At 72.7% G+C, this 17,727-nt stretch carries 14 protein-coding genes and 1 pseudogene; all 15 read left to right on the plus strand.

Translation table 11 applies throughout. From position 1 onward, the window contains the following. Window positions 1–160, plus strand: a pseudogene (locus AOK11_RS47015) (SWIM zinc finger family protein); the annotation flags it as partial. A 353-nt stretch (window positions 161–513) separates the two neighbouring features. Next, window positions 514–1,038, plus strand: coding sequence for a hypothetical protein (locus tag AOK11_RS23235; protein WP_055595668.1), 525 nt, complete (start codon window positions 514–516; stop codon window positions 1,036–1,038). Window positions 1,039–1,470: 432 nt separating this feature from the next. Beyond that, window positions 1,471–3,675, plus strand: a complete 2,205-nt coding sequence (locus tag AOK11_RS23240) for a hypothetical protein (protein WP_055595669.1) — start codon at window positions 1,471–1,473, stop codon at window positions 3,673–3,675. 104 nt (window positions 3,676–3,779) lie between these two features. After that, the gene (gene pelF / locus AOK11_RS23245) at window positions 3,780–5,357 is read left to right on the plus strand and encodes a GT4 family glycosyltransferase PelF (RefSeq protein ID WP_055595670.1); all 1,578 of its coding nucleotides are present in this window, start codon (window positions 3,780–3,782) and stop codon (window positions 5,355–5,357) included. Continuing rightward, window positions 5,354–6,763, plus strand: coding sequence for a hypothetical protein (locus AOK11_RS23250; RefSeq protein ID WP_055595671.1), 1,410 nt, complete (start codon window positions 5,354–5,356; stop codon window positions 6,761–6,763). The genes pelF and AOK11_RS23250 overlap by 4 nt, the downstream gene beginning before the upstream one ends. Before the next feature lie 131 nt (window positions 6,764–6,894). Beyond that, window positions 6,895–7,896 carry a GDP-mannose 4,6-dehydratase gene (locus AOK11_RS23255; RefSeq protein ID WP_055595672.1) on the plus strand — a complete coding sequence of 334 codons (1,002 nt, stop codon included), beginning with the start codon at window positions 6,895–6,897 and terminating at the stop codon, window positions 7,894–7,896. 80 nt (window positions 7,897–7,976) lie between these two features. Further along, window positions 7,977–8,690: a sugar phosphate nucleotidyltransferase gene (locus tag AOK11_RS23260; protein WP_055595673.1), complete on the plus strand. Its 714-nt coding sequence runs from the start codon at window positions 7,977–7,979 to the stop codon at window positions 8,688–8,690. Window positions 8,691–8,696: 6 nt separating this feature from the next. Next, window positions 8,697–9,698: an NAD-dependent epimerase/dehydratase family protein gene (locus AOK11_RS23265; RefSeq protein WP_055595674.1), complete on the plus strand. Its 1,002-nt coding sequence runs from the start codon at window positions 8,697–8,699 to the stop codon at window positions 9,696–9,698. Continuing rightward, window positions 9,695–10,369 carry a spherulation-specific family 4 protein gene (locus AOK11_RS23270; RefSeq protein WP_055595675.1) on the plus strand — a complete coding sequence of 225 codons (675 nt, stop codon included), beginning with the start codon at window positions 9,695–9,697 and terminating at the stop codon, window positions 10,367–10,369. The genes AOK11_RS23265 and AOK11_RS23270 overlap by 4 nt, the downstream gene beginning before the upstream one ends. Further along, on the plus strand, window positions 10,366–11,268 hold the full coding sequence (locus tag AOK11_RS23275; RefSeq protein ID WP_388219204.1) for an endo alpha-1,4 polygalactosaminidase: 903 nt from the start codon (window positions 10,366–10,368) through the stop codon (window positions 11,266–11,268). The genes AOK11_RS23270 and AOK11_RS23275 overlap by 4 nt, the downstream gene beginning before the upstream one ends. Before the next feature lie 725 nt (window positions 11,269–11,993). Continuing rightward, on the plus strand, window positions 11,994–12,776 hold the full coding sequence (locus tag AOK11_RS23280) for a CoA transferase subunit A (RefSeq protein ID WP_055595677.1): 783 nt from the start codon (window positions 11,994–11,996) through the stop codon (window positions 12,774–12,776). Window position 12,777: 1 nt separating this feature from the next. Further along, complete coding sequence (locus AOK11_RS23285; protein ID WP_055595678.1) at window positions 12,778–13,437, plus strand: CoA transferase subunit B; 660 nt, start codon at window positions 12,778–12,780, stop codon at window positions 13,435–13,437. Between the two features lie 181 nt (window positions 13,438–13,618). Continuing rightward, window positions 13,619–15,151 carry an extracellular catalytic domain type 1 short-chain-length polyhydroxyalkanoate depolymerase gene (locus tag AOK11_RS23290; RefSeq protein WP_079035031.1) on the plus strand — a complete coding sequence of 511 codons (1,533 nt, stop codon included), beginning with the start codon at window positions 13,619–13,621 and terminating at the stop codon, window positions 15,149–15,151. Window positions 15,152–15,328: 177 nt separating this feature from the next. Further along, window positions 15,329–16,756 (plus strand): 3-hydroxybutyrate oligomer hydrolase family protein, encoded by a 1,428-nt coding sequence (locus AOK11_RS23295; protein WP_055595679.1) that lies wholly within the window; start codon window positions 15,329–15,331, stop codon window positions 16,754–16,756. A 152-nt stretch (window positions 16,757–16,908) separates the two neighbouring features. Continuing rightward, a complete protein-coding gene (locus tag AOK11_RS23300; protein ID WP_055595680.1) occupies window positions 16,909–17,706 on the plus strand; it encodes a 3-hydroxybutyrate dehydrogenase in 798 nt (265 codons plus the stop codon). Window positions 17,707–17,727: the final 21 nt, after the last annotated feature.

Below are 17,727 nucleotides of genomic sequence, written 5' to 3' on the forward strand. Positions count from 1 at the left end.
CACCCACCCCCGGGGGCACCTCCAGCTCCGCCTCGGCCGCGACCACCTCTGGTACGCGTACGAGTCCGAGCCCGGCCACGACGACTGGTGGCCCCGCGGCACCCCCGACCCGGACCCCGTCGGAGCCCTCACCGGCCTGGACAGCCCGGACACTCCGTGACGCGCCGGGTGCCCGGGGCGGGTCCGCAGGCGGCCGTCGGGCCGGCCGGCCGCGGTCGGCGGAACGAGGACGCCCACGCCGGTCACCACCGGCCGTCACCGTACGCCGTCGTGCTGTCACCCGAGCGGTACGCGCCAATGCCCCCGGGCGCGGCAGTGCGGCCGCTCCGTACCGCCCGTCGCCCCCGGTCGCCCCACCGGGACCGCCCGTGGAGTGCGACGACGCCACCGGACGGCGGGCGTCACGAGGTGCGCACAACTCCTTCACGGCAGGTGCGCTTTCGGTCGGTGGGCGGGCGGGAGGCCGCGCGCGGGGGAGACGGTCGCCGGGGCCCCTGCTTAGCCTCCCGGGTCATGAGATCACCACTGAGACGCCTCGGTCCCGCCACCGTTCTCGCCTTCGTCCTCGCCCTGTTCGGCATGGCCCCCCAGGCCACCGCGGCCGACCCCGCGCCCGCCGAGCTGACGTTCACCACCGACACCGCCACCACCACGCCCGGCGGCACGGTCCAGCTGTCGATGACCCTCACCAACAACAGGACGTACGACATCTGGTTCGTGTACCAGACGATCGACCCCACGTGGCTCACCACCCAGCGCCCCGACCTGAAGTACGGCTTCACCGGCTGCGCCCTGGTCACCGCGGCCGGCAGCACCCCCTGCGCGGGGACCGGGCCCGCGGACCTCGGCGCCAACTACGGCACCACCGTCCCGCCCGGGCAGAGCCGGACCGTCACGCTGACCCTGCAGGTCGCACCCGACTCCGGCTGCAACGGCAACATCGGCTTCTACTCGTACTACTACGCCGAGTTCAGCGACACCCAGAACGCCGGCGGCGGTCCGGTGCACACGCCCGAGACCCGGGTGCTCTGCGCCTGACGGGCCTGACGAGCCTGACGGGTCCGCCAGGCTTCTGACGGTCTGCCGGTCCCGACGCCGTTGACCGAATCCGGTTCGGCGGGGCACCGGCCAAGAGGTCCGGACCTCCGGCGGTCGCACCGGTGGGCCCCCGGCCCGCCGGGGGTCCGCTCACGTCTCCGACCTGCTCCGGTGTTCCACGGGCCCCCTGCGGCCTCCCGTGTCCCGAGGCGCCGCACCGGTCGCTCGTGGACCGTTGGTGCCTTGATGGTCGCCCGCGCTTTTCCGTCAGGTTTCGCAACTCACCCATAAAAAACACACAAAGGCATCACTATGTGAGGCGACGGATGCGTCGACGACTGGCTTCTGAGGGGGACGCCGGCGTCGCGCGGGGGGTGCGTCGGCTCCGGCGGAGCGGTGTCCACCCCTGCCCGTGGGAGGGGACTGCACCGCATGAAGCGGATCACACGCACCGCCGTGCTCACGGTGGGCGCACTCATCGCCGCCCTCGGTCCGCCGAGCGCGGCCGCACACGCCGCCGACGACTTACCCCGCGTCGACCTGCGCGTCCTGGTCGTCAGCGACGGAGGCCCGGCCGTGGACGCGATCGCGGCCGAACTCGAGGCCGCCGGCACGCCGTACACCGAAGTGGACCTCACCCGGTCCGACCGCCCCGCCCTCGACGCCGGCTTCCTCGCCGACACCGTGGACGGGCGGTCCCGGGCCAAGTACCAGGCGGTGGTCCTGCCCAACGACAACCCGTTCCCGGTGAACTCGCCCGAGATGACGGCGCTCGCCGCCTACGAGCGGACCTACGACATCCCGCAGGTCGACGCCTACACCTACGCGCGTCCGGAGGCGGGCCTGCGGTACCCGGTCGACGGCGGCTACGCCGGCAGTATCGACGGGGTGCGGGCCGAGGTGACCGCCGCGGGCCGGGAGGGCCCCTTCGGCTACCTGGACGGCCAGGTCCCCTTCGAGGACAACGCGCCCACCGTGGGCGAGAGTTACGCCTACCTTTCGACCCCCGTGGCCGGCGCGGACTTCACCCCGTACGTCGAGGCCGCGATCCCGGGCCGGACCGGGCGGGGCTCGCTGGTGGGGGAGTACCGGCACGACGGGCGGCGGGAACTCGTCGTCACGTTCGTCTACAACCAGTACCAGCAGCAGTTCAGACTGCTGGCCCGCGGCATCGTGGACTGGATGACCGGCGGCGTGCACCTGGGCGCCTCCAGGAACTACTTCGCCGTACACGTCGACGACGTCCTCGCCGCCGACGACCGCTGGGACACGGAGCTGAACTGCACCCCCGGCGACGTCGACTGCCCCGAGGGCGAGGGCACGCCCGACCCGATCCGCATGCTCCCCGCCGACGTCGACCACGCCACTTCCTGGCAGAGCGACCAGGATTTCACCCTCGACCTCGCCTACAACGGCGCCGGGAGCGTCGATCACCGCGAGGACAACGGCGGAACCGACGCCCTGGCGGACAGGCTGATCGCCGAGCGCGACCGGTTCCGCTGGATCAACCACACCTACACGCATGCCTTCCTCGGCTGCGAACAGGACACCACGGTGGTCCCCTGGCGGTGTGCCACCAACGCCGACGGCAGCACCAAGTGGGTCGGCCGCACCGCCGTCTCCGACGAGATCGCCACCAACCGCGTCTGGGGAAGGACCGCCGGACTGCCGCTGCACGACGACGAGCTGGTGACCGGCGAGCACTCCGGACTCAAGGTGCTGCCGCAGCAGCCCGACGACAACCCGAACCTGGCCCTCGCCGTCGCCGACAACGGCATCACCTGGCTCGCCTCGGACAACTCCCGTGACCCCGTGCAACGTCGGGTCGGCCCGGCCACGACCGTGTCCCGTTACCCGATGAACGTCTTCTACAACGCCGGGAGGGCAGCCGAGCAGGTCGACGAGTACAACTGGATCTACACCAGCCGCGCCCAGGGCGGAAGCGGGATCTGCGAGGACAACCCGGCCACCACGACGTGCCTGCCGGCTCCGCTGGACACCGCGACGGGGTACACCGAGCACATCGTCCCCCTCGAGACCCGGATCGCGCTCGGCCACGTCCTCGCCAACGATCCCAAGCCGCACTTCATCCACCAGTCCAACCTGGCCGAGGACCGCATCGCCTACCCGGTCCTGGACGGCGTACTCGACGGCTACGAGGCCCTGTTCGCCGACAACACCCCTGTGGTGAACCTGCGGATGAAGGACATCGGCGCCGAACTCCAGCGCCGCGCCGCCTGGGCCGACGCCCTGAGGGACGGCCGGGTCACCGCCTACCGCACCGGCGGCACGGTGACCGTCGAGGCGCCGGACGGCACGAACGTCACCGTCACCGTGCCCACCGGAACCACCCTCGCGGGCGACGCGTTCGGCGAGGCGTACGCGGGCCGGGCGTCCGGCTGGACGCCGAAGGAGGGCCGGGCCCTGGCCTTCGCCCTGCCGGAGTCCGCCACGACCGGCGCCGGCGCCGGGACCGCCACCACCGACGACGGACGGGCCCCGGACACGACGGCCCCGGGGACAAGGGCGCCGGACACGAACGCCCCGGCCGGGACGGCTCCCGCCACCGAGCCGGCCCCGGACACCCGGGTCCCCGCCGGCGTGAGCGACCCCGTCCCGTACACCGTGCGGAGCTGAACGGCGCACGACCCGGGAGCCCGGCCCCCGACGCGTGAGCGGGGGCCGGGACCGGGACCCGCACGACCCTCCCCGCACCCCACACCCGGCCGTGGAGCCCACCGATGCACGTTCACCACGGCGCGCGACGCCCCAGCTCGACGCGCGTCACCCTGCTCACCGAAGGCACCTATCCGCACAGTCACGGCGGTGTGAGCGTCTGGTGCGACCAACTCGTCCGCGGCATGCCCGACATCGACTTCGACGTCCTCGCCGTCACCGGCACCGGCCGCGAACCCGTCGTGTGGGACCTGCCCGCGCACGTCTCCGACGTCCTGACCGTCCCGATGTGGGGAACCCCGCCCGAGGGCCGCCCGCCCGGGCGGCGTCCGCGCGAAGTCCTGACCGGTGCCTACGAGCAGTTCCTGACGGCGCTGCTCGACCCGTGCGCGGAGAGCGGATTCGCCCCGGCCCTGTACACCATGGCGCGGGCCGCCGCCGACGGAACACTCGGCCCGTTCCTGCGCGGCGACCGGGCGATCTCCGTGCTGACCGCCGTGTGGAACCGCCGGGGCCTGGTCGTGCGTGAGGCCCGCCCCACGCTGCACGACGCGGTCACCGCCACCGGACTGCTCGAGCACGCCCTGCGCCCGCTGGCCGCGCCCCTGCCGAAGGACGGGGTCGCCCACGCGGTCAGCGGTGGGGTCGCCGTCCTGCCCGGACTGGCCGCCCTGGAACGGCACGGTGTCCCCCTGCTCCTCACCGAGCACGGCGTCTACCTCCGCGAGCGTTACCTCGGCTACCGCACCGGTCCCTACCGCTGGCCGGTCAAGGCGCTCGTCCTGGGCTTCTTCCGGCTGCTGGCCGAGGAGAGCTACCGCAGGGCCGCCCTGATCACGCCGGGCAACCGCTACAACCGGCTGTGGGAGGAGGAGGGCGGGGCCGACCCGGCGTCGATCCGCACGGTCTACAACGGGGTGGACCCGGACGCCTTCCCGCCGGCCGGACCCGAACCGGACGTGCCGACCCTCAGCTGGGCCGGCCGCGTCGACCCGATCAAGGACCTGGAAACCCTCGTCCGGGCCCTCGCCCTGGTCAGGGCGGAACGTCCCGACGCCCGGCTACGGCTGTTCGGCGGGACACCCCGGGGCGGGGAGGCCTACCGGGAACGGTGCGGGGCCCTCGCCGCCGAACTCGGTCACGGGGACGCCGTCACCTTCGAGGGCCGCGTCGACGACATCAAGGACGCGTACGCCGCCGGCAACGTCGTGATGCTCTCCAGCATCAGCGAGGGCTTCCCCTTCACCCTGATCGAAGCCATGTCCTGCGGGCGGGCGACGGTGTCCACCGATGTCGGCGGAGTCCGCGAGGCCGTGGGGGACACGGGGCTCGTCGTACCGCCGCGGGACCCGGCCGCGATGGCCGCCGCCGCGCTGGAACTGCTCGGCGATCCCGCGCGGCGCGCGGCCATGGGGGAGGCGGCCCGGCTCCGGGTGATCGAGCAGTTCACCCTGCGCCGGACCGTCGACACCTTCCGCGCCATCTACCAGGAGCTGTCCGGCACCCGGCGGCCGCCGGCCGAGGCGGGCACACGGGACGGCACGGGGACGTACGCACCGCGTCCGGCCGGCCTCGCCGCACCGTCCCCGGACGAGCGCGCACGGGTTCCGTCACCCATGGCGACAAGGAGGGTGGCCATATGAGCGGCCCCATGGCACTGGAGCCGGGCGGAGCCGAACAGGACACCCTCGCCCTCCGGCCGGCCACCGCCCTCCGGCTGCCGCGGGCCCTTCCGGCCGACGACCCCACCCTCGTCGTGCGATTACCGCGGCCCGCCGTGCACCAGGATGAGGTGGACCGGCTGGCCGCCGGCCTGGCCGACCGCATCGGCCCCGCCGTCCACCCCTACGAGGTGGCCGCGCTGCTGGAGGCGGAAGGACTGTCCGCGGACGCCGTCCGGCAGCGGTACGGCCATCCGAACCTGTTCTCCCTGGCTTCCGCGCTGTACGAGCGCGTTCCCAGGACGTTCCCCGAGCTCGCGGCCGCCCCCGACCCCTGGCGCCCCGACACCGTGCGCTGCCTGCTGCGCGGCGTGCTGTTCGCCCTGCCGGGCCTCGCCTACCTGCTCGCCGCACCGCTGGGGCAGGCGGCACGGTACGCGCCCGCCCTCATCGCGGCCGGTGTCGTCTCCTGGGCCTGGGGCCAGGCACTGGGGCACCGCGCCCACCTGCGTCTGGCGACGGGGCGCCACGAAGCGGGCCGCACCCTCCTGACCGGGGCCGCCCTCGGCGCGGCCCTGGCCACAGCGACCGCGGCCGTGGTGGCCGGCGGCGGACCGGTCACCCTGGCCGCCGCCGCACAGTCGCTGTACCTGGCCGCCGCCTCGGTGCTGCTGGTCCTCGCCCGGGAAAGGCTGCTGCTGGCAGCCCTGACACCGCTGATCGCCGGCGCCGTGCCGCTGCCGTGGTGGGAGCCCGGCCCCGTGCCGAGGCTCGGTCTGCCCCTGCTGGCGCTGGCGGCCACGCTCGCCGCCGCCGGCTGGTCGCTGCGGGGCGCGCTCGGCACCCCGCCCGCCCCCGGCGCGCGCCGACCACCGCTGCCGGTCTCCCTGCCCTACGGACTGTTCGGCCTCGCCGCGGCGTCACTGGTCCTGCTGGAGGGCCGACAGCATCCGTACGCCGTGATCGTGCTGACCGTGAGCATGGGACCGGCCGAGTGGCTGCTCTACCGCTACCGCGGCTGGTCGGTCGCGGCACTGCGGGCGACCGCGACGCCCACCGCCTTCCTCCTGAGGTCGGCCGGCCTCCTCGGTCTCTGCCTGCTCGCCTATCTCCTGCCGTTGGCGCCCGCGGCACTCCTCACCGGAGCCGACCCGGCCGCGCTGCTGTTCCTCGCGGCGACGCTGTGGACGGCCCTGCTGCTCCAGGCGTTCGGCGTCGCCTGGCCCTCCGCCCTGATCTGCCTGACCGCCGCGGGCTGCGCCGCCCTGGTCACCCTGCTGCGCCTGCCACCGGGGCCGGCCGTCCTGCCGCTGTGCTGCGGCGCCGCGGCCCTGTGCCTGTCGGTGTGCGTACTGAGGCTGCTCGGCCGGCCGTCGGTGCACGCCTGACCGCCCTCGCGTATCACCCGCACCCCGGTGCCACCGGACGGACGGGCACCGCCCCGCCCCACGACCCGGCACCGCGCACCACTCGGCACCGCCGCACACCACCCGTTCAAGCAACCGGAAGGACACCCGAGTTGACCTCCGCACCGCTCGCCGCCGTCACCGGGGCCGAAGGCTTCATCGGCTCACACCTCACCGAAGCGCTCGTCGCCTCGGGGCACCGCGTCCGGGCCATGGCCCAGTACAACTCCTTCTCCTCCTACGGATGGCTGGAGACCCTGTCCCCGGACGTCCTGGACCAGGTGGAGATCGTCCTCGGCGACGTCCGGGACCCCGGATCGGTCCGGGGCCTGCTCGACGGGGCCGACTGCGCCTACCACCTGGCCGCGCTCATCGCGATCCCGTACTCCTACCGGGCGCCGCACAGCTACGTGGACACCAACGTCACCGGCACCCTCAACGTGCTCGAAGCGGTACGCCAGTTGAGCACGCCGAGACTGGTGCACACCTCCACGAGCGAGACCTACGGCACCGCGCGAACCGTGCCGATCACCGAGGACCACCCCATCAACACCCAGTCCCCGTACGCCGCTTCGAAGGCGGGCGGGGACCGGCTGGCCGACAGCTACCACGCGAGCTTCGACACCCCGGTGGTGACCCTGCGGCCGTTCAACACCTTCGGGCCGCGCCAGTCGATGCGCGCGGTGATCCCCACCGTCATCGGCCAGGTCGCGGCGGGGGAGCGCACCATCACCCTCGGCGACCTGCGTCCCACGCGGGACTTCACCTACGTCGAGGACACGGCGCAGGCCTTCCTCGCCGTCGGCACCGCACCCGCCGAGCAGGTCGTGGGCCGCACCTTCAACGCCGGTACCGGCGGGGAGATCTCGGTCGGCGACCTCGTCGCGCTGATCGGCGAGGTCATGGAGACCGCCCTCGACGTGCGGGAGGACGCCACCCGGCTGCGGCCCGCCAACTCCGAGGTGATGCGGCTGGTCGCCGACGCCACCCGGCTCGCCGCCGCCACCGGCTGGAAACCCGCCCGCACGCTGGAGCAAGGACTCGCCCGGACCGTGGAGTTCTTCCGCGACCCGGCCAACCTGGCCCGCTACAAGGCCGGCATCTACAACATCTGACCCGCCCCCTTTGACCCGCACCACCCGATCCGCGTCCGGCACGTCCCCGGGGAACACGAAGGATCCGAAGGAGAAGCCCCATGCACGCAGTGATACTGGCAGGAGGCAAGGGCGTCCGGCTGCGGCCCTACACCACAGCCCTTCCCAAGCCGCTCGTCCCCATCGGCGACCAGCACGCCATCCTGGAGATCGTGCTGCGCCAGCTCGCCACGTCCGGCTTCACCCACTGCACCATCGCCATCGGCCACCTCGGCGAGATCATCCGTGCCTACGTCGGCGACGGCTCCCAGTGGGGCATGGACATCGACTACGCCACCGAGGAGAACCCCCTGGGCACCATGGGCCCCCTGCTCACGCTGCGTGAGCGGCTGCCCGAGACCTTCCTGGTGATGAACGGCGACGTCCTGACCGACCTCGACTACGCCGACGTCCTGAACCGGCACCGGGAGTCCGGTGCCCCGCTGACCATCGCGACCTACGCCCGCAAGGTCCACATCGACTTCGGCGTGCTGACCACACAGGACAGCAGGGTCGTCGCCTTCACCGAGAAACCCAGCATGGACTACCGCGTCTCCATGGGTGTCTACGGGCTCTCCCGCTCGACGCTCGAGGACTACACACCCGGCCTCCCGCTGGGCTTCGACGAACTCGTCCTGGACCTCCTCACCGCCCGGCGTCCGCCGCACGCCTACGAGTTCGACGGATACTGGCTGGACATCGGACGTCCGGACGACTACGACCGGGCCAACGCGGAGTTCACCACCCGCAAGTCCATGCTGCTCAAGGGAGCCTGAGCACCCATGCGCATTCTCGTCCTGGGCCGCACCGGTTACCTGGGCCGTCATGTCGTCGCACACCTGCGCGGCCTGCCGGACACCCACCTGCCCGAGGCCGGCCGCTCGTCCACGGGGGCCGGCGCGGATCTGCGCGTCGACCTGGCCGCCGACTCCCCGGACCGGTTGGCCACGACCCTGGCGGAGGCGGCGCCGGACGCCGTGATCAACTGCGCGGGCGCGACCGGCGGGGACGCGGTCACCCTGGCCGAGGTCAACGCCCGCGGCCCCGCCGCCCTGTGCGCCGCACTGCGGCAGGCCGCACCCCGGGCACGTCTGGTGCATCTGGGGTCGGCCGCCGAGTACGGCCCCGGGGAACCCGGCACCAAGGTGACGGAGACGGCGGCGACCCGCCCGCTCGGACCGTACGGCGCGACCAAACTCGCGGGCACGGCGGCGGTGACGGCCTCCGGCCTGGACGCGGTGGTGCTGCGCGTGGGCAATCCGGTGGGACCGGGTGCGCCGCCCACCGGCCTGCCCGGCCGGGTCGCCGCCCTGCTGCGCGAGGCCGGCGCGGCGACGGCGACGGGGACAGGAACAGGGACAGGGACAGGGACGATGCTGCGGCTCGGTGACCTGTCCGCGTACCGCGACTTCGTCGACGTACGCGACGTCGCGCGCGCGGCGGTGCTCGCCGTCACGGCGGCCGGGCCGCTCCCGGCCGTCCTCAACATCGGCGGCGGCGAGGCGGTCCGCGTGCGCGACCTGGTGCAGATGCTGGCCCGCCGGTCCGGTTTCGGGGGGCGGATCGAGGAGGACACGGGGGCCGCGGGAGGCTCGGCCCGCTCGGCGGCGGTGTCGTGGCAGTGCTCCGACATCACGGCGGCGGGCGAGGCACTCGGCTGGCGCCCCTCGTACACCCTCGAGGAGTCACTGGCCGCGCTGTGGGCGGACGGCGGCGCGGGCACCGGTGACACGGACGCCCCCGGTAGGGACGCCACCGGCACGGAAGGCGACCGCGCGCCGTGAGCCTGCTGATCCCCCTGTACGTCCACCCGGCCGAGGACCCGGGCGCCTGGCACCGGCTCATCACGGCCGCCGACCGCACCTACGCGGTCGTGCTCAACCCCGCGAACGGCCCCGGGAGCGGCCCGGACCAGGCCTTCACGGCGGTCGCGGACGCGCTGCGGACGGCGGGCGCCCGACTGCTCGGCTACGTCGACACCGACTACGGCGCGCGGGACCCGTCCGCGGTCACCGCCGACGCGCGCCGGCACCGGGAGTGGTACGCGGTCGACGGCTGCTTCCTGGACCGGGTGACCGCAGGGCCGGACGGCCTGCCGGGCTGCCGCAGGCTGGTCCGGTCCCTGCGCCGGACCGGCGCGCGGACCGTCGTGCTCAACCCCGGCGTGGACCCGGCGCCCGGCTACGTCCGCCTCGCCGACCTGACCGTCACCTTCGAGGGCCACTGGTCCACCTACGTCGCCGCGTTCAGCCGCTCCGCCCGGGCGAAGCCGCCCCCACCGGAACGGCTCTGCCACCTTGTCTACGGCGTGCCCGAAGCGCTCGTGCCCCTGGCCGTACGCACCGCGCAGGACCGGGGCGCGGGGATCTGCGGCCCCGTGACGGGTGAACTGCCCAACCCATGGGCAGAGTTGACCCCTGCCCTGACCGTGACCGAGGACGAGGGACGGACATGAGCCGGAGGAATCCTTCGCCGTACGCGCCCGCAAGGCCCGCGCGGCCCGCGATGACGGTGCTGGCCGCGCTGGCCGCGCTGGCCACCACGGCCCTGACCGGATGCTCCGGCCCGGACGGCGCCAGGGACACGAACGCCCGGACCACACCGCCACCCCGTGCCTCACCGGCCACGCCCGGCCCCTCCCACACCCCTGACCGGACACTCTGGCGCCCGCGCCCCGGGCTCGCCTGGCAGTGGCAGCTCGACGGCAGGGCGGACCCGTCGGCCGAGGTGCCCGTCTACGACATCGACGGCTTCGAGAACACCGCCGCGGACGTGGCCCGCCTCCACCGCGACGGCCGCAAGGTGATCTGCTACCTCAACGTCGGCGCCTGGGAGGACTTCCGGCCCGACCGGGACGCGTTCCCGCGCTCCGTCCTCGGCAGGCCCAACGGCTGGCAGGGCGAGCGCTGGCTGGACATCCGCCGGATCGCCGTCCTGAAGCCGATCATGGAGCGGCGGTTCGACATGTGCCGGGACAAGGGCTTCGACGCGGTGGAGCCGGACCTGGTGGAGGGCTACGACCACGACACCGGGTTCCCGCTCACCGCCGCCGACCAGATCCGCTACAACCGCATGATCGCGGACATCGCGCACGAACGCGGTCTGTCGGTGGGTCTCAAGAACGACCTGCCGCAGATCCCGCGCCTCGTGGACGACTTCGACTTCGCCGTCAACGAGGAGTGCGCGCAGTACGGAGAGTGCGCCGAGCTCACTCCGTTCATCGAGGCGGGCAAGGCGGTCTTCCACGTGGAGTACGCGGAGCCGACCGGAGAGTTCTGTGCCGAGTCCCGAGAGCTGAGGCTGTCGTCCATGCGGAAGAAACCGGAACTGGGGGTGTGGCGGGACCCGTGCTGACCCGAGCGTGAGAGGTGGGAACGCGCAGAGCGTGAGGCAGACACCACCGAACATCCTGCAATACCGCTGAGACGGGCCGGAGGAGGCCCCGGTCCTGATTCCGGGCCCCTCGCTCGGCACGACGTGGCACAGGGTGCAACGGCCGTCCAGGGGCGTCCGGTCGATCCACGACAGGTGCATCGTGCCAGGTCGGAGAGTCGGGGCCCGGAGGCGTCCGCGCAGTCGGTGAGAGTTGTGCGAGAGCGTGGGCGACGACGGAGTCCCGCCGGGGCACTTCGGATCCGGTGGTCGTCGCAACACCCCGGCCCAAGGGGCGGGACGGACTTCGGGATCCGCAGGGAGCGCAAGCCACGGAGGCCCGGGAAGCTCCGGCTCGTGCGGCAGGAATGCTTCCGGCTCGTGCGCACGGGACGGAACGGCCCGAGTGGCGAACGGCCGGATCCTTGTCGCTGTGGCCGGATCGCACAGCGGAAAGCCGCAGGTGTGGTCGCAGGCGCTACAGCGGCCGGCCGTGAGGCCGGTGAGCCCGGGCAGGTGCCTTTCCGCCGGGCCTGGTCGCGAGCCACACTCCGCTCCGCCGGAAGGTGTCGGAAGCAGCCATACCGGTCGGCTGTCGTGCGTCCTTAAGGTCGTCGCGTTGCGGGAAAGGCCATGGCGCGCAGGTCGGACGATGTGCGCGCCTGGGCCGTTCGGGGCGTACGCGCCCCTTGACGGAGAGGGGCAGTATGGGGCTGGACAAGACGGTCGACAGCATGGACGAGGCGGTGGCGGACATCCCCGAGGGGGCGTCGCTGGCTGTCGGCGGGTTCGGGCTGTGCGGCATACCGAGTGCGTTGATCGCCGCGCTGCTGGAGCAGGGTGCGGGTGGTCTCGAGGTCGTCTCCAACAACTGCGGAGTGGACGACTGGGGGCTGGGGCTCCTGCTGCGGGCCGGCCGGATCGCGCGCATGACCAGTTCGTACGTGGGTGAGAACAAGGAGTTCGCCCGCCAGTACCTGAGCGGCGAGCTGGAGGTGGAGCTGGTGCCGCAGGGGACACTGGCGGAACGGCTGCGCGCCGGCGGGGCGGGCATCCCGGCGTTCTACACGCCGGCCGGGGCCGGGACGCAGATCGGGGAGGGCGGGCTGCCCTGGCGGTACGCCCCGGACGGGCAGGTCGCGGTGGCGTCGCCGCCGAAGGAGAAGCGGACGTTCGACGGCCGTGAGTACCTGCTGGAGGAGGGCATCAGGACCGATTACGCCCTGGTGCGGGCCACCGTCGGGGACCGTCACGGCAACCTGGTGTTCCGCTCCTCGGCCCGCAACTTCAACCCGCTGGCCGCGATGGCCGGTCGCGTCACCGTCGCCGAGGTCGAGCACCTGGTGGAGCCGGGTGAACTGGATCCGGACGAGGTGCACTTGCCGGGGGTGTTCGTACAGCGGGTGGTCCGGGTCTTTCCCGACGATCCGGCCGCCGAGCGGCGGATCGAACGACGGTGTGTGCGTACCGAGCAGGAAGGCGGTGCCTGACATGGCGCTCACTCGCGAGCAGATGGCGGCCCGGGCCGCCCGCGAACTGGTGGACGGCACGTACGTCAACCTCGGCATCGGCCTGCCCACTCTCATCCCGAACCACCTGCCGCCGGGCGTCGAGGTGGTGCTGCAGTCCGAGAACGGCATCCTCGGCGTCGGCCCGTACCCGCTCGAGGAAGAGATCGACTCGGACCTGATCAACGCGGGCAAGGAGACGGTGACGGTGCTGCCCGGGGCGTCCTTCTTCGACTCCGCGCTGTCCTTCGGCATGATCCGCGGCGGCCACATCGACACCGCCGTGCTGGGGGCGATGCAGGTGGCGTCCTCCGGGGATCTGGCGAACTGGATGATCCCGGGAAAGATGGTCAAGGGCATGGGCGGTGCCATGGACCTGGTCCACGGGGCCCGCCGGGTCATCGTGCTGATGGAGCACACCGCCAAGGACGGCAGCCCCAAGCTCGTCGCGAAGTGCGATCTGCCGCTGACCGGCACGGGCGTCGTGCAGCGCGTCATCACCGATCTCGCCGTCGTCGACATCACCCCCGACGGGTTCTCGCTGGCCGAACTCGCCCCCGGAGTCGGCGTCGACGACGTGCGCACCGCGACAGGCGCCGACCTGCTCGTGCCCGCACATCTGGAAGCGCCCGCCGGTGTCTGACTAACAGATCCATGCCGGCGGCACAATCCCCGCGCGTTCCTGTCGTGGCAAGCGGGCTGTGGGGATCCCCGCCATACCGTGGCTCGTCGGCCACGCCCTACGGTGCCGGACACCGGGCCACTTCGGCTGAATCAAGCCAGGAGAGCGCCCGGTGTCCCCCCACGACACCGAGGGAGCCGCCATGCAGTCGCCGTTGCGGGGAACCACCGCCCCGCTGTCCCGTATCCCGTCCGTACCGCCCCCGGTCGCGTCGCCGCGCCTGCCGGGGCGTGGGCGGCGCGGACCGCTGTCCCGCCTCGTGGCGGTCGTGGTCTTCGTCCTCGCCGCCGCCCTGGTCGGTCCGGCGCCCACGGCCCACGCCGCGGTCGGCCTGACCAAGGTCACCGGCTTCGGCGCCAACCCGGGCCAGTTGAACATGTACGTCTACCGGCCCGCGTCCCTGCCCGACCGGCCGGCGGTGGTGTTCGCGCTGCACGGCTGCAGCCAGGACGCCCAGACGTACGCCGACAACTCCGGCCTGCCCGAACTCGCCGACCGGCACAAGTTCCTGGTGGTGTTCGCCGAGACCACTTTCGCGAACAACATGGGCAAGTGCTTCAACTGGTTCCAGCCCGCCGACAACCGCAGGGGCCAGGGCGAAGCCGCGTCGATCCGGCAGATGGCCGCGCACACGGTCTCCGCCCACGGCGCGGACGCCCGGCGGACCTACGTCACCGGCCTGTCCGCCGGCGGCGCCATGACGTCGGCGATGCTCGCCACGTACCCGGACGTCTTCCAGGCCGGCGCGGTCGTCGCGGGCCTGCCCCACGGCTGCGCCGACGACCTCATAGCCGCCGGCACGTGCATGAGCCCCGGAACCGACCTGACCCCGGCCCAGTGGGCGCAGCGGGTTCGCGACGCCCATCCCTCGTGGTCCGGCCCCTGGCCCCGCATGGCCGTCTGGCACGGTGACAAGGACACCAAGGTCGTCCCCCGCAACGCCGACGAACTGCGCGACCAGTGGACCGCACTGCACGGCCTGTCCCAGAAGCCGACCCGCACGTCCGTGATCGGCCCGAACTCCACCCGGCACGAGGAGTACGCCGCCGCGGACGACTCGGTGGCCGTCGAGGTGAACCGCGTCCCGGACATCGGGCACGCCACACCGGTCGATCCCGGCAGCGGGGCTCAGCAGTGCGGCAGCACCGGCACCGCCAACTTCCAGGACTCCATCTGCTCCAGCCACTGGATCACCCGGTTCTTCGGCCTGTCGGAACCCTTCGAGGACAACAGGCTGCCCGCCCCGACCGGTCTGACCGTGAGCGAGGCCACCGACACCACCGTCCGCCTGAGCTGGGACCCCGTCGACGGCGCCGACGGCTACCTCGTCCACCGCGACGGTGCCCTGCTCACCACGGCGGACGCCACGTCCTACGCCGACACCGGCCTGACCGCGGGCTCCTCCCACACCTACGCGGTCGCCGCCCGTGACGCCGACGGCGAGCCGGGACGGCTCTCCGGCACGGTCACCGCGCGGACCACCGGCGGCGTGACCGCCTGCTGGACCGCCACCAACTACGCCCACGTCCAGGCAGGACGCGCCACGACCAGCGGCGGCTACGTCTACGCCAAGGGCTCGGAACAGAACATGGGTCTGTACAACATATTCGTCACCCACACCCTGAAGGAGTCACCCGCCGGCCGCTTCACCCTCGCGGACGGAACCTGCACCTGACGCGGGGCCGGTCATGGCCGTGGACGCCTCCCCGCAGCATCCACGGCCCTGTGCCCGTCATGGTGGCGGCCCACCTGAGAGAAGCCGCCGTCATGGCGGGCACACACATGTTCCCGTGCCGGATGCGCCGCCTAGCCTCCAGCCCGTCCATCCACCGCCGTCCACTGGAGGCTCTCCATGGCTTTGTCCATCGGCGTCAGTTCGAGCTGGAGGGGGCGCACCGCACTCGGTGCTCTCGCCCTGGCCACTGCCGTAGCCCTGCTTCCCTCATCGGCCTCGGCCCGGCCGGCCCCCGACCGCGCCGCCGGCCACTGCGCCCACCAGTCCCAACTCCGCGTCCCGGGTGCCGCCCATCAGCAGGCCGACTGTCTGAACGAGCTGACCACGGCGGGAACCGTGGCATCCGGCCACACCGACCCGGCCGACTGGGCCGGCCTCACCCCGAAGGACCTCACCGTCCCCGAGGGTGTGCCGGGCATTCAGATCGACGGCTACTTCCCCGACTCCTCGACCACCAACACCAACCACGGCTGGAACCACGACTCGCAGTTCGTCATCCGGCTGCCCGACCGCTGGAACGGCGGGCTGATCGTGGCCGGTACCCCCGGCAACCGCGAGCAGTACGCCAACGACCGGGCCATCGCCGACTGGGTGCTCGCCCGCGGCTACGCCTACGCGGCCATCGACAAGGGCAACACCGGTGTCAACTTCCACCGCGACGGCTCCCGGCCCGGTGACGCCGTCGCCGAATGGAACACCCGGCTCACCCAGCTGACCCGCGCCGCCCGCGCGGTGGTCGCCCAGCGGTACCACCGGCCGCCCGTGCGCACCCTGGCCACGGGGATGTCCAACGGCGGCTACCTCGTGCGGTGGCAGTTGGAGAACCACCCCGAGCTGTACGACGGCGGCGTCGACTGGGAAGGCGCCCTCTGGCACGCGAAGGGCCCCAACCTGTTCACCTTCCTGCCGCCCACCCTGCGCCACTACCCCGCCTACGCGGCGGGCGGCCCCGGCGCCGAACCGGCACGCAAAGAACTGCACCGCGCGGGCTTCCCGGCCGGATCGGAGTTCCTGTGGCCCTTCCACCACCAGGTCTACTGGGACCTGACCCAGCGCATCTACCGCGAGGAGTTCGACCCCTCCTTCGACGGTGCGACGGAAGCCGGCACACCGTACTGCGCCCCCAAGACCCCCGGCTGCGACGCCGACTACGACTACGCCACCCGTCCGGCCGAGGTCCACAAGGCCGTGCAACGCGTCGCGCTGACCGGCCGCATCGGCAAGCCGCTGATCACCGTCCACGGCACGCTGGACGTCCTGCTGCCCAGCAGTGAGAACTCCGACGCCTACTCCCGCATGATCCGTGCATCGGGCCGCGGCCACCTGCACCGCTACTACCGCATCGAGGACGGCACGCACACCGATTCCCTCGTCGACAGCTTCCCCGACCGGCTCCGGCCCCTGCTGCCCTGCCACCGCTCGGCCTTCACCGCCCTGGAGAGCTGGCTCACCACCGGGCATCGTCCGCCCGCGAGCCACACCGTCGTCCGGCCCGAAGGAGCCACCCCGGCGAGCCTGCTCACCGACTGCCGTCTCGACGGGTGACCCCATGGCGGCCGCGGCCCTGCGCCGCGGCCGCCGCATGCCCTGCCCGACCGGACGCCTCGGTCTGTGGTGGTACCCGCTACAGACCGAGGTCTCATTGTGTCTGTCGAATACATAGGTGTGACGTGACGGTGTCCCTACTGTTTCCGGCCATGACAAGCGAATTCCGTCCACCCACCGTCCGCTCGGCGTCCACGGGTGCCGGCGTGGACCTGACGTCCCGGACCGCCCTGGTCACCGGCGGCGGCAGCGGTATCGGCAAGGCGTGCGCCGTGGCGCTGGCGGCGGCGGGCGCCACGGTGTACGTGGTCGACCGGGACGCCGAGGCGGCCAAGGCGGTCGCCGCCGGGATCGGCGGCGAGGCGCACATCGCCGATCTGGCCGACCCGGCCGCGATCGACGCGCTGCCGGCCGAGGTCGACATCCTGGTCAACAACGCCGGCCTGCAGCACGTGGCGCCGGTGACGGAGTTCCCGCCGGAGCGGTTCGCCCTCATCCAGCAGGTCATGGTGACCGCCCCGTTCCTGCTGATGCGCCGCAGCCTGCCCCACATGTACGCGCAGGACTGGGGACGGGTGATCAACATCTCCAGCGTCCACGGACTGCGGGCCAGCGCCTACAAGTCGGCCTACGTCGCCGCCAAACACGCGCTGGAGGGCCTGAGCAAGGTGGTCGCGATCGAGGGCGCCCCCCACGGCGTGACCAGTAACTGCATCAACCCCGGCTACGTCCGCACCCCCCTGGTCGAGAACCAGATCCGCGACCAGGCCACCGCTCACGGGATCAGCCCCGAAGACGTCCTGACCGATGTGCTGCTCACCCGCTCACCCATCAAGCGCCTGCTGGAGGCGGAGGAGGTCGCCGCGGCCGCGCTGTGGCTGTGCGCCGACCACAGCAGCTACATCACCGGCACCTCACTCCCCCTCGACGGCGGCTGGGGAGCCAGCTGACCAGCCGCCGTCGAGGGGGAG

This window comes from Streptomyces hirsutus (genome assembly GCF_001418415.1).
GTDB lineage: Bacteria > Actinomycetota > Actinomycetes > Streptomycetales > Streptomycetaceae > Streptomyces > Streptomyces hirsutus.